Source organism: Butyrivibrio sp., from assembly GCF_017433805.1.
Classification (GTDB): domain Bacteria; phylum Bacillota; class Clostridia; order Lachnospirales; family Lachnospiraceae; genus Butyrivibrio.
Genome location: NZ_JAFRGN010000036.1, coordinates 161,079 through 173,971, shown reverse-complemented (window position 1 = coordinate 173,971; position 12,893 = coordinate 161,079). Strand labels below are relative to the sequence as shown.

The following is a 12,893-nucleotide window of genomic DNA, read 5'->3' as shown; positions in this document are numbered from 1 at the left end:
TATATGATACGATACACAAGATGTTGCTTTAACGCATTACATTGTAAAAGGTTATTGGGAAGGAGTCTAGAAATGTATTCATTGGAAGAATTAAGGGCAGTAGACCCTGAAATCGCGTCTCTTATTGAGAAAGAGGTAGATCGTCAGAACGATCACATCGAACTTATTGCATCTGAAAACTGGACAAGTAAGGCTGTTATGTCAGCTATGGGAAGTCCGCTTACCAACAAATATGCAGAAGGACTCCCTGGAAAAAGATATTATGGCGGCTGTTATGTAGTAGATGAAGTTGAGAAGATCGCCATCGAAAGAGCTAAAGAGCTGTTCCACTGCGATTATGCAAATGTTCAGCCACACTCAGGAGCTCAGGCAAACCTTGCAGTTCAGTTTGCACTGCTTCAGCCAGGCGACACAATCATGGGTATGAATCTTAATCAGGGTGGTCATTTAACTCATGGTAGTTCAGCTAATATTTCCGGAACATATTATAAAGTTATCCCTTATGGCGTAGATGAGAACGGTGTTCTTGACTATGAGGAGATGTACAGACTTGCAGTTGAGTACAAGCCTAAGCTTATCATTGCCGGCGCTTCAGCTTACTGCAGAACAATCGATTTCAAGAAATTTAGAGAAGCTGCTGATGCTTGCGGAGCAGTTCTCATGGTAGATATGGCACACATTGCAGGTCTTGTAGCTGCAGGTGTTCATCCAAGCCCATTCCCATATGCAGACGTTGTTACAACAACAACTCACAAGACTCTTCGTGGACCTAGAGGAGGACTTATCCTCTGGAATCAGGAAGCTCAGGACAAGTACAAGTTCAACAAGGCAGTATTCCCTGGAATTCAGGGTGGACCACTTGAGCACGTAGTTGCTGCCAAGGCTGTATGCTTTAAGGAAGCTCTTTCTCCTGAGTTTACAACTTATGGACAGAACGTTGTCAAGAACGCTAAGGCTCTTTGCAAGGGACTTATGGACAGAGGCATCAAGATTGTATCTGGTGGTACAGACAATCACCTCATGCTTGTTGATCTCACAAACTTCGGTCTTACAGGAAAAGAAGTAGAGGCTTGGCTTGACGATGCTCATATCACTGCTAACAAGAATACTATTCCTAATGAGCAGCAGTCTCCATTTGTTACAAGTGGTATCCGTCTTGGAACTCCAGCTGTAACAACACGTGGAATGAACGAGGAAGATATGGACAAGATTGCTGAGGCAATTGCTATTGTTATCAAGAATAAGGGTGAGAAAAATGATGATGCAAGAGCTATCATCGCAGAGCTCACAGCTAAATATCCTCTTAAGTAATCAGAATAAGATTAGTTTTTGGTGTTTTTGAAATAATACGCGCATCATTTCCAAAAAGGATGATGCGCGTTTTTTCTTGCTTCCAGGAGGTGTCTAAATTGTATATAATGAATATACAATTATAATAATTAGCAGAAAATAGAACAATTATAGCTCTATTATCAAATTAATTAAAAGAAATACGAAATATGTATTGACAATTTGATACCCCATGAATATAATAAAAACATCTAAAGAAACAAAATACTTCTCCAAAGATATACAGATCCATTGGAGAAAGAAAGGTAGGTACAGTCCAAAGGGATAAGTAGTTAAAATATTCAAAGAAAGGATGGTACGGACCACCAAACTAAGAAGTTAGGTTCTATTTAAAAGTTTTAAAGTTTTAAAGTTTTAAAGTTTTGTTTTAGGAATTAGGTTTTAGAAATACAGCTATCGAGTACATGATAGGTGGTAATTGCAATATCAACATCTTGCAGCCACAGCATATGAATGCAAAAGTTAATGGAAAGAAGGAGCTGAGAAACCGGAGGATTAGTCCATTGGACGAAATAAAGGAAGTTAATAAGTACTCGGCATAGGGCAGAAGCAGGTTTTATCGATGAAGCTTCTGCCCTCAGTTTTTGTGCTTTTTTTCTTCATAGGAAACTCTTAATATGGTAAAATTTATTTAATAGATTTACTTTAGAGGGAGTTTTTTGGGGAGATATGGGAAGATTAGAAGAACAAGATTTTGATGAGAAGAGACTGGCTCGCAGACAGCGTAGGAAAAAGAGTCAGCTCATGGCTTTGATCATACTTATTACCACATTAGTTATTGTTATAGCAGCTGGTGCCTTCGGAGTTTATTCCATCAGGAAGGTTACAAGCGCAAGAAAGGCAGAAAAAGAGGAAGCTGCAGCTATTGCTTCCAGTGAGAATCAGGAAGTTGTGATTGAGACTCCTCAGGAAACTACTCCGGAGCCGGAAGTTATGACTTCTGGAGATGTTCTTGAAGAGATCGTTAACAGCTGTATCTCTGAACTGACACTGGAGGAAAAGGTTGCAGGTCTTTTTATGGTCAGTCCAGAGCAGATCACTGGTGTAGCGACTGTTGTTAAGGCTGGTTCAAGTACTCAGGATGCTCTGTCTAAATATGCTATCGGAGGTCTCTACTACTCAGCCAAGAATATTAAATCTCAGGAACAGATTTCTGAGATGATCAAGAATACTACCGATATGAGTAAGTATCCTATTTTTACTGCAATCATGGAAGATGGAAGCGGAAACGGCGCAATTGCAGCATCTGTAGGTGGCCTTGAGATAGGAGAGGTCAATAATTCTGACACAGCTTATAATGCAGGTTCAGCTGTTGGAAGTGCAATGTTCAAATATGGCTTCAACTTCTGCATAGCACCAGATCTTGATATTACAGAAAATGGCAGATATGGAACTGAAATGGAGACAGTGGCAGATATTTCGGTGTCTATGACATCAGCTCTTCATGACAGTGGTGTTACAGCCTGTGTTTATCAGTTCCCTGTCTGTGGAGACACCAAGTCAGCAATGGTTTCCAATGAGATGACCAAGGAAGAGCTTACTACTACAGCCTATGTTGTTTATCAGAGAGCAATTGGCGATGGTGGTACAGGCGCAGTGATGATGAGTAATGTATCTTTTCCTACTATCACTGGTGATAACACTCCGGCATCCCTTTCCAAGGTTATGATCTCAGATGAGCTCAGAGGAATGCTCGGCTATGATGGTCTAGTTCTGACAGGCCCTCTCAATGAAGGTGCTATCACTGAGAATTATTCATCTGAAGAGGCTGCTGTTAATGCTATCACAGCAGGAGCAGATATGCTTTTCCTTCCAGCGGACTTTGAGCAGGCTTACCAGGGAGTACTGGAGGCTGTTCAGAATGGAGTTATTACAGAAGACAGAATTAATGAATCATTAAAAAGAATATACAGACTAAAGTATTCAGGCAAAGTTGACGAAATAAAATAAAGGATACTATCGATATTGCATAGCTAATTGTTTACCTGAGGATTAAAGCCGTTATGGATACGCTATTAGTAGGCAACACGAGTTATTTTAGAAAAGATGAGATATCTGTCGCATGCCATGGAGATATGGTAGTGGTATGTGACTGTACTCGTGACGCCAATAAAGAGGGTAGCATAACCTGGTTTGATCAGCCTGTAATGTCAGCCAAATTCCGTAGATTGTTTGATACCTACGGCTTTGAGCGAGTAATGTTTTTCTCCAGAACTCTTACGAGAGATTCTAATGAGGTCGGAGAAATAGAGGAGCTTAGGCGCGTTCTTTCACTTAGCCAGAAGCACCATGTTAAGCAGTTTATCTATATTGTTTCTGACGAGGCACTTGTTGACGTTGATAACAGTGACTCTATCATTTTTGATTCCACAGAGAATATCTGCAGATACTATGCAGAGACTTACCACATCGATGTCAAAATTATATATTCGCCTTATCTTTTGAGTGCTTTTAATCGTGAGGATTATTGGTGCCGTATTTTGCACAGCGTAGAGAACAAAGAAAAGGTTGAGATCAAATCTCTGGAAGATGAAGTGGCTTATTTCTTAAAGCCAGCGGATCTTGCAGATTTTTTGACGCGCCTTTATGCAGATTGGGAGCCTGAGACCAAAGAGTCAGATAAAGAGATTTCTTTTGAAAAGATATATCTAAAGAGCGGCGCAAGGACTACTTATGGAGAAATAAAAAATAAGATTCTTGAAGCGTATCCTCATGCAGATATTACCCTGTCCAAATCTGGAATAAAGGGAAAGATTGTCCACGGAGAAAACAAGGCTAGAGAGATTTATGGCTGGTTTGCTCATCATGATGCCTGCTGGGACTTTGAAACGTATATAGCTCAGTTCCAGGCGCTGTATCATCAGAAGCCTACACTCTCAGAACGAATCAGAAAAAGATTCAGGCGCTGGGGCAAAATAATGGTTCCAATAGAGATCATTGGCGGCGCTGCATTTGTCGAAGCCTATAACTATATGTCTAATGGCAGTGTGCAGTTCAAGGTAATCGATGTAAGGCTCATGTTTGTAATGATAATGGCTCTGATGTATGGGACCAGAATCGGCTCTTTAGTAGCGATAATCGAGATCATATCGCTTATTGTAGCCTATCAGCTATCTGGCACCAATGCACTTTTACTGTTCTATGACCCCAGTAACTGGGTAGCGTTTATTCTTCTTTTGGTAGCAGCGGCATTTTGCGGATATATCAAGCAGAAAAGAGAAGAGGACATTCTTTTTGTAAAAGAAGAGAGCGAGACCGTTAAGTCAGAGAACGTATTTATAAATAAGTTGTATCAGGAAGCTATGAACTATAAGAATCAGTATAAAGCTGACCTTATAGGTAGTAGAGACGGATTTGGCCGAATTTTTGATGTTGTTAAAAGACTTAGTACCACAGTGCCGGAGGAAATCTTTGCTGAATCAATCCCTGTAATGGAGGATGTTCTTAATAATAAGTCCATTGCCATCTATACGATTAATGATCCTAATGCCAGATTTGCAAGACTAAATGTCTGCTCAGAGCAGATGGGACGCGTGCTCAAGAAGTCAATAAACCTTGATGACTACAAGGAGGTTCTGGATACACTTAGTGAAAACGACATCTGGTTTAACAATAACGTGCTGGAAGAATATCCGACCTATGTGGCAGGTATCAAATCCGAAGGTATGGTAACTGTCCTTATCATGATCTATCAGGTTGAGTATCTGCAGATAAGTACCTATTATTCCAACCTTATAAGAATCCTGGCGGGCCTAATGGAGAACTTCATTCTCAAGGCTTGGGATTATCAGAAGGCTGTGGTTGCAGAAACTTATGTGGAAGGTACAGGTATTACCAAGACAGAGTACTTCAAGCAGCAGTTTGAGATTCAGAAGGAAATGATGAATAACAGACTTACGAGCTTCAGGCTGATCAAGATCCAGAGAGAGGATAGGAGCCTTGAAGAGATAGATGAAATGTTCCAGTCCAAGATCAGGAACAATGACCTTGTTGGAATTGGAAATGATGGAAACATATATCTTTTGGCTGCTCAGGTTGATAAGACCAGTGAGGGCATCGTATTAAAGCGATTTAGAGATATGGGACTTAAGTGTGACATTGTCCATAACGTAGTATAGGAGCATTACCTGATGGGATACGTGCTTTTGGGCGTGCATATTTTAATAGCGGCAATAGCTTTTTTCCTAAAGAGGAAGAACATTCTCCAAATTGATTACCTTATGTGGGTGATCCTTTTGTGCATTCCTGTTTGGGGCCTGTTTAGTGCGGTCATTATCAGTGTTATGGTCAAAAGAAATCTTGTGGGCAGGAACAGTAAAGATCTTGAGGTAATGCATAACAATACGGAAGGCTCGGAGTACCTTATGATAGAAGCTCCAGAAGGAGAGAATGTAGTTCCTCTTGAGGATGCGCTTATTATGGATGATGCTGCCACCAAGAGATCAGTAATGCTGGACGTACTCATGAGTAATACAGAAGGTTATCTGTCAGTCTTAAGTCAGGCCAGAATGAATGAGGACGTCGAGGTTGTACACTACGCTACCACAGCTATGGTGGAGCTGTCCAAAGACTATGAACTTAGACTTCAGGAATACAGTTCTGAATATGCAAGAGATCCGGAAAAAGAGGGACTTCTTGATGAGTACATTATGTTCCTTGAACAGTACATCTCAAGCGATATCATTCAGGGTCAGCTTTTGGAAATTCAGAAGAATACTCTGATGCAGCTTCTGATGGAAAAGGTTAACAGAAATCCAAGTCCTGAGACCTATGAGAGATTTATAGTGGCTCTTCTTAGTAATAAACAGTTTTCTATTGCGGATGAAGCGCTTAAGAGCATGGAGAAGGCGTGCCCTGATGACGACAGATGCTTTAAGCTTAGATTCAGATACTACTACGAGACTGGCTCCGGCAGAGAACTAAGAGAAATGGTAACAAAGGTTAAGAACAGTAATGAGTATTATTCCAGAGGAATCAGAGATCTGATAAGCCTATGGGATGATTCTCAAAAGGAGAGCAGCGCATGAAAAAGACAAAGAGATTTCATGAGCTGATTCTGGTAGCCTTTGGATTTATCCTTATTTTCACGCTTCTTTTGATAGAGCGAATTGGAATCCTGTATCAGGGAACGGCTTCGGATATGGCTCTCCTTACGGATGACAAGATAACAAATGACAAAAAGACTGGCAGCAACAGTAAATGCCTCGTTATCTGGGAAGAAGGCGATGCTACCAGTGAAAAGGCTCTTAAGGTCTATGATCAGATACTTACTGATATGCGAGTATCCCACGACGATATGAACATCGGGGAAAATACGCAGGACATAGACAAGGTCATCTCTAAATATAACAGTGTTGTACTGGCTATGAGTAATCTGGAGATACTTGGAAAAGATATAACCAAGGTTACAGGCTGGGTTGGCGATGGCGGAAGGCTCTTGTTTGGAATTCCCCCCTTCAAGTCTTCCAATTTTGAATTTATCTCAGATAAGCTTGGAATTGTGAGTTCTTCAAACAATTACGCCAAGGTAGATGACTTCGTTTCAGAAGAAGGCTATATGCTGGGGGCTCAGCGTACATATCCCATAATAGACGGCTATGAATCATCACTGTCTGTTGTACTGGACTCAGATGCTACAGTTTATGCCCACACTGCAGATGACACAGTTCCACTTGTTTGGGCAAGAGACTATCAGAAGGGCAGATTTGTTGTCTGCAACTTTGGATATACAGAAAAAGCCTACAGAGGAATCTTTTCAAGTGCATACACTCTTTTAGATGATGTTTTTATTTACCCTGTAATAAATGCTTCGACCTTTTATCTTGATGACTTTCCATCTCCTGTTCCCGCAGGAAATGGCGAGTATGTCAAAAGAGATTACAAGATGGGTATAGCAGACTTCTATTCGAGAGTCTGGTGGCCTGACATGCTTGCTCTTGGAAGAGACCACAACATCGAGTACACAGGCCTTATTATCGAGACCTATCAGGACACAACCGAGGGAGAGCTTAAGGCTAACGAAAGTACAGCAAATTATTACTACTACGGCAATATGCTCCTCAATCAGGGAGGCGAGCTTGGCTATCACGGTTATAACCATCAGCCTCTTTGCCTTGATAACTTCGTTTACAATCAGGAGCTTGGCTATAATACCTGGGATGACTATAAGACGATGCACTCCTCTATAAAAGAGCTTATAAGGTTCTCTACGAGTATGTTTCCTAATCAGGAAATGTCGGTGTATGTGCCACCTTCAGATGTATTATCGCCTGAGGGAAGGCAGATGCTGGGAGTGGATTTTCCGCAGGTTAAGTGTATTGCAAGTATTTATCTGGAAGGGCCTGACGAGTACGTTCAGGAATTTGAAGTAGCAGAGGACGGAATTGTAGAGACTCCGCGAATAGTATCAGGCGGAATTCTTGACGATTACATGCGTATTACTGCTTTTGCTGAGATGAATCTTCACTTTGTAAGCTCACACTTCATGCATCCCGATGATCTTCTTGATGAGGACAGAGGAGCGGATCTTGGCTGGGAAGTACTTAAGGCCAATCTTGATGACTACATGGGATGGGTTGATGAATCTGCAGTAGATATCAGGCATCTGACAGGTTCAGAGATGGCCGGAGCAGTACAAAGGTATGTAAATCTGATCCCAGCATATGAAGTAGAGACCGACAGTATTAGCCTCACGGACAAGGGACTTATAGACAGTGCATATTACCTCATCAGGGCCAATAAGGGCGGACTTGATAATGCATATGGCGGAGAGCTTATAAAGCTCAACGACTCACTTTATCTTTTAAAGGCTCAGTCAAGCAAGGTGACAATAATAAGGAGTAAGTAATTTACATGAGAATCTGCCTTATTTTGGAGGGAAGCTATCCATATACCTTTGGTGGTGTATCCTCCTGGACTCACAACTACATAAAAGCACTTCCTCAGCATGAATTTGTGTTGTGGGTCATTGGCGCCAAAGCTTCAGACAAGGGGCGGTTTAAGTATGAGCTTCCCGATAATGTCAAAGAGGTACACGAAGTCTTTTTGGATGATGCGCTTCTCATCAAGCCCAGAAAAAAAGATAAGTTCAAATTAACGGAAGAAGAAAGAGAGACCATTAAGCACTTTATTGACTGTAATAAACCTGACTGGAACGTTTTGTTTGATATGTTTCAGGTCAAAAGATATAACCCCGCGAGCTTTCTTATGAGCGATGACTTCCTTGATATACTCACGGAGCTCTGTAAGGAAAAATACCCATATGTTGCCTTTGCGGATATCTTTTACACCATCAGATCAATGCTGATACCGGTTCTTCATGTAATACAGAGTGAAGTTCCACAGGCTCAGATATATCATACAGTTTGTACCGGCTACGGCGGACTTCTTGCAGCCCTTGCCAATTTTGTTACAGGTAAAAAAGTAATCCTCACTGAGCATGGTATTTATTCAAGAGAGCGAGAAGAAGAAATAATAAGGGCCAGATGGGTTGTACCAGAGTTTAAGAGGCACTGGATAAGATTCTTTTACATGTTATCTGATGCCATCTACGGAAGAGCAACCTTTATAACCTGCCTTTTTGGAAATGCCAGCAAAATACAGCAGGAGCTGGGAGCAGATCCTGACAGATGCAGAGTTATTCCAAACGGAATACACTATGACAACTTCTGCGATATTCCCCTTAAAGAGGATGACGGCATTGTAGACATAGCAGCAGTTATCAGACTTGCGCCAATCAAGGACGTCAAAACTCTCATATATGCTTTTAATGAGCTTAAGAGCATGAGAAAAAACGTAAGGCTCCATATCCTTGGGGGTACAGATGATGATGAATATGCCAAGGAATGTTATGACCTGGTCAAGACATTGAGATTATCGGATGTCATGTTTGTTGGACAGGTCAATGTAATTGAGTATATGGCCAAGATAGACTTCACGATACTAACAAGTATCTCGGAAGGCCAGCCACTGTGCGTACTTGAATCCTTTGCCGCCAGAAGGCCTGCGGTGACAACTGACGTTGGCTGCTGCAGACAGCTGATAGAAGGTGAAGCAGATGACGTATACGGAACAGCTGGCTACTGCGTACCACCTATGCACAGAGAAGCCCTGGCAATTGCCATGGACAAGATGTGCGCAAGCAGACAGGAACGAGAAGAAATGGGAATGGTAGGGCAAAAGAGAGTAGAAAGATTTTTTAAGCATAAAGATATGATGAAGAAGTATTCATCTCTTTACAGAGAGGCATGATTTATGGCTGGAATAGGTTTTGAGCTAAAAAAGCTTTTTAAAGCCACAGGCGTATTATCAATGCTAAGAGCCTACGGATACACCGGTATGATCACGGCAGGTCCTATGATTCTTGGCTTTATATTCCTGTTGTCTATTCAGGTCATTGCTGAAAGATTTGGGCTTGATAAGCCAAATACTGAGCTACTTGTCAGTATCATTACCTATTCACTACTTGCATCAATGATCTATAGCAGCATCTTTTCTATGGTCATGACCAGATTTGTTGCAGACCTTTTGTATGAGCACAAGGAAGCAGATGTTATACCATCCCTTGAGGGCATTTTGGTATTTCTTTTGCCATCAGGAATAGTGCTTTGGGGAACCTTCCTATTCTTTTCAGGAGTTACATTTCTGCAGGGACTACTGGCGCTGATGCTGTTTGCAGAGCTTCTCACCGTGTGGACGGAGATGAATTATCTGTCAGCAATCAAGGACTATAGAGGAATTCTCTTATCTTATGTTGTTTCAATTGTTCTTGCCGTTGTGACAGCGCAGGTTGGCGGATACTTTTACGGCGGAAGCATAGAGCTGATGCTTATTAGCGTTGTTTTTGGCTACGGAGTCATGATGACTCTTGATATGGCTTTACTATATGGATTTTTCCCTAATTCGCAGAAGAACTTTTTCGACTTCCTGCCATGGTTTGATGAGTATTCAGACCTTATGGTTATAGGTCTTACCAGCAATATAGGTCTTTTCGCCCATCTGGTAATTGCCTGGTTTGGAGGAATCGGGCACAGGATAAAGGGACTGTTTTATGCAGCTCCTGAGCATGACATTTCAGCGCTGTTTGCCTTTCTTACCATACTGATCACAACCATCAATTTCGTGGCATCAGTAGAGGTTAATCTCTATCCCAAATACAGGAAGTACTACGACCTCTTTAATGGTCACGGTTCAATCTTTGAGATAGAGCAGGCGGAAAAAGAGATGCTGACGGTTCTGGACCACGAGCTTATCTACACAGCAAGAAGACAGTTCTATGGAACTGCGTTCATATTAGGCGTTGGACTTATTATTCTGGAAAGACTTCCACTTGGCTTTGATGCGCTTATGGAAGGGTATTTCAGAATACTGTGTGTTGGATACGGTGCCTATGCTGTAGCCAACGTCCTTACACTGGTTTTAATGTACTTTACGGCCTACGAGGATGCCATGAAGGCAAATATTGTCTTTGCGGTAACTACAACAGCGTTTTCTCTGGCATCACTGTTTTTTGAGGCCAAATACTACGGTTTTGCCTTTGCTCTTGGCAGCATCATCTATCTGATATATGCAATAAACAGGCTGATGGTCTATACCAAGAGGCTTCCGTATCACATACTGAGTGCGCAGCCTATCATGGCAGTGCACAAAAAGGGACTTGGAACCAAGCTTTATATGTATTTTCTTTCATTGGAGAAAAAGAGGCGTAGTCTATGAAAAAAGATACTCTGAAGATCATACTGGCTCTTGTTTTTCTGGGAATCGTTATGCTGATTGGCAGTAACTATTCCTTGATTAAAGATACTTTTTTCCCGGAAAAAGAGGGTGAAATTGAACAGGTGCAGATAAATACAGAAACACCTTCTGCTGCAGAAATTGCTTCGCAGGTTGTAAGTAACATGGTAGATGGCGGGAAGAGTCAGGATGATACTGACTATGAGCATCTTAGGGACAAGAGACTCATATATGATGATAACAATAGCGTTATCACTATGTATCTGACTGTTAGAGAGGGAAATGTATCCGAAGGCACTAACCATACCTGGGAAGAGATCAACACTTTTTCTGCCTACGACTATGATGAAATGGGCGTAGAAAGATATAAGGTGGAAGCTCTTTTGCAGGTGGGAACAGAAAGTGGAATCCCTGCAGGAAACCTTGGGTATGGAGAGACTGCTCCCAATGCCACAGTTCAGATAAGAGGTCAGACCTCCAGCCGTAACCCTCAGAAGAACTACAAGATTGAGCTCAAGCCTAATATGGGTTCATGGAATGGGCAGACTACAATAGCTCTCAATAAGCATATGACTGATGGCCTCAGGTTCAGAAATAAGCTTGGCTTTGATCTTCTTACAGGAATAGATCAGCTTATGAGCCTTAGGACGCAGTTTGTACATTTGTATGTAAATGACCTTACTGACGGAGAAGATACAGGCTTTGATGACTATGGCCTGTACACTCAGGTGGAGCAGCTAAATAAGACAGCTCTTAGAACCCATGGCCTTGATAGAGCCGGTAATCTGTACAAGATAAATTTCTTTGAGTTCTACAGATATGAGGACGTTATAAGACTTACTACTGATGGAAGGTATGATCAAAAGAAATTTGAAGAATACCTTGAGATAAAAGGAAATGATGATCACTCCAAGCTGATTGAAATGCTTGAGGCTGTTAATGATTATGGTATCCCTATAGAAAGAGTAATAGATGAGTATTTTGACATGGAGAATCTTACCTATTGGATGGCCTTTAACATCCTGACAGGTAACTATGATACCCAGAGTAGAAACTCATATATATACAGCTCTTTAAACGATGATATCTGGTATTTCTATCTGTGGGATTTGGACGCAGTATTTAGAAACAATGAAAATGAGATAAAAGGATGGTCAGAAGCTGGAAGCTGGGATAGAGGAGTAAGTAACTACTGGGGAAATATCCTGTTCCGGAGATGCCTTAAATCTGACAAGTTCAGAGAGGAGCTTGACATCGCAATCCAGGATCTAAGGCAGTACCTTACAAAAGACAGATTAGAGAAAATGGTGGATGAGTATAGTGAAATAGTAATCCCATTTCTCTATGCTGAGCCTGATGTTGACTATTCACCTGTTACTCAGGAGGAATATAAAGAAATAGCGGATAAGCTCCCTGAGCTGGTGGAGGAATATTACCAGCAGTATCTGGAGTCACTTAAAAAGCCAATGCCATTTTATATAGGTGATCCGGAGCTTAGCGGCGTTAAGATGAACTATACCTGGGATTTAAGCTATGACTTTAACCAGGAAGATATAGTGTACAAGGTAGTCATTGCAAGAGATTTAGAGTGCACAGATATAGTTACTTCCTATGAAGGTGAGTGGAACTCTTTTTCCGAGGTGGTACTTCCTGCCGGAGAGTACTTTATCAAGGCATCAGCCACCAACGAAAGCGGATACACTCAGGATGCCTTTGACTACTACGAAACAGAAAATGGTAAGGTGTATGGCATAAAGTGCTTCTTCGTCAATCTTGATGGAAGCATAAGCGTATACGAAGTTACAGAGTGA

General features: G+C 41.5%; 8 protein-coding genes. All 8 read left to right on the top strand.

From position 1 onward, the window contains the following. The first annotated feature begins 72 nt into the window (after nt 1-72). The 8 genes from glyA (at nt 73) to IJI01_RS09570 (ending at nt 12,893) form a co-directional block, all read left to right on the top strand. The gene (gene glyA / locus IJI01_RS09605; protein WP_292189357.1) at nt 73-1,311 is read left to right on the top strand and encodes a serine hydroxymethyltransferase; all 1,239 of its coding nucleotides are present in this window, start codon (nt 73-75) and stop codon (nt 1,309-1,311) included. Nucleotides 1,312-2,019: 708 nt separating this feature from the next. Next, complete coding sequence (locus IJI01_RS09600; protein WP_292189354.1) at nt 2,020-3,300, top strand: glycoside hydrolase family 3 N-terminal domain-containing protein; 1,281 nt, start codon at nt 2,020-2,022, stop codon at nt 3,298-3,300. Nucleotides 3,301-3,353: 53 nt separating this feature from the next. Beyond that, nucleotides 3,354-5,468 (top strand): hypothetical protein, encoded by a 2,115-nt coding sequence (locus tag IJI01_RS09595; protein ID WP_292189351.1) that lies wholly within the window; start codon nt 3,354-3,356, stop codon nt 5,466-5,468. A 12-nt stretch (nt 5,469-5,480) separates the two neighbouring features. After that, nucleotides 5,481-6,377, top strand: a complete 897-nt coding sequence (locus tag IJI01_RS09590) for a hypothetical protein (RefSeq protein ID WP_292189348.1) — start codon at nt 5,481-5,483, stop codon at nt 6,375-6,377. Next, nucleotides 6,374-8,197: a DUF2194 domain-containing protein gene (locus IJI01_RS09585; RefSeq protein WP_292189347.1), complete on the top strand. Its 1,824-nt coding sequence runs from the start codon at nt 6,374-6,376 to the stop codon at nt 8,195-8,197. Before IJI01_RS09590 ends, IJI01_RS09585 begins: the two co-directional genes overlap by 4 nt. 5 nt (nt 8,198-8,202) lie before the next feature. Continuing rightward, nucleotides 8,203-9,600, top strand: coding sequence for a GT4 family glycosyltransferase PelF (gene pelF / locus IJI01_RS09580; protein WP_292189345.1), 1,398 nt, complete (start codon nt 8,203-8,205; stop codon nt 9,598-9,600). Nucleotides 9,601-9,603: 3 nt separating this feature from the next. Continuing rightward, nucleotides 9,604-11,064 carry an exopolysaccharide Pel transporter PelG gene (pelG, locus tag IJI01_RS09575; protein ID WP_292189343.1) on the top strand — a complete coding sequence of 487 codons (1,461 nt, stop codon included), beginning with the start codon at nt 9,604-9,606 and terminating at the stop codon, nt 11,062-11,064. Further along, a complete protein-coding gene (locus IJI01_RS09570; protein ID WP_292189340.1) occupies nt 11,061-12,893 on the top strand; it encodes a CotH kinase family protein in 1,833 nt (610 codons plus the stop codon). The genes pelG and IJI01_RS09570 overlap by 4 nt, the downstream gene beginning before the upstream one ends.

Excerpts from the sequence above, each read along its gene's own strand:
- pelF (WP_292189345.1), top strand. The coding sequence starts at position 8,203 with ATGAGAATCTGCCTTATTTTGGAGGGAAGCTATCCATATACCTTTGGT.
- pelG (WP_292189343.1), top strand. The coding sequence starts at position 9,604 with ATGGCTGGAATAGGTTTTGAGCTAAAAAAGCTTTTTAAAGCCACAGGC.
- IJI01_RS09595 (WP_292189351.1), top strand. The coding sequence starts at position 3,354 with ATGGATACGCTATTAGTAGGCAACACGAGTTATTTTAGAAAAGATGAG.
- glyA (WP_292189357.1), top strand. The coding sequence starts at position 73 with ATGTATTCATTGGAAGAATTAAGGGCAGTAGACCCTGAAATCGCGTCT.
- IJI01_RS09590 (WP_292189348.1), top strand. The coding sequence starts at position 5,481 with ATGGGATACGTGCTTTTGGGCGTGCATATTTTAATAGCGGCAATAGCT.
- IJI01_RS09585 (WP_292189347.1), top strand. The coding sequence starts at position 6,374 with ATGAAAAAGACAAAGAGATTTCATGAGCTGATTCTGGTAGCCTTTGGA.
- IJI01_RS09600 (WP_292189354.1), top strand. The coding sequence starts at position 2,020 with ATGGGAAGATTAGAAGAACAAGATTTTGATGAGAAGAGACTGGCTCGC.
- IJI01_RS09570 (WP_292189340.1), top strand. The coding sequence starts at position 11,061 with ATGAAAAAAGATACTCTGAAGATCATACTGGCTCTTGTTTTTCTGGGA.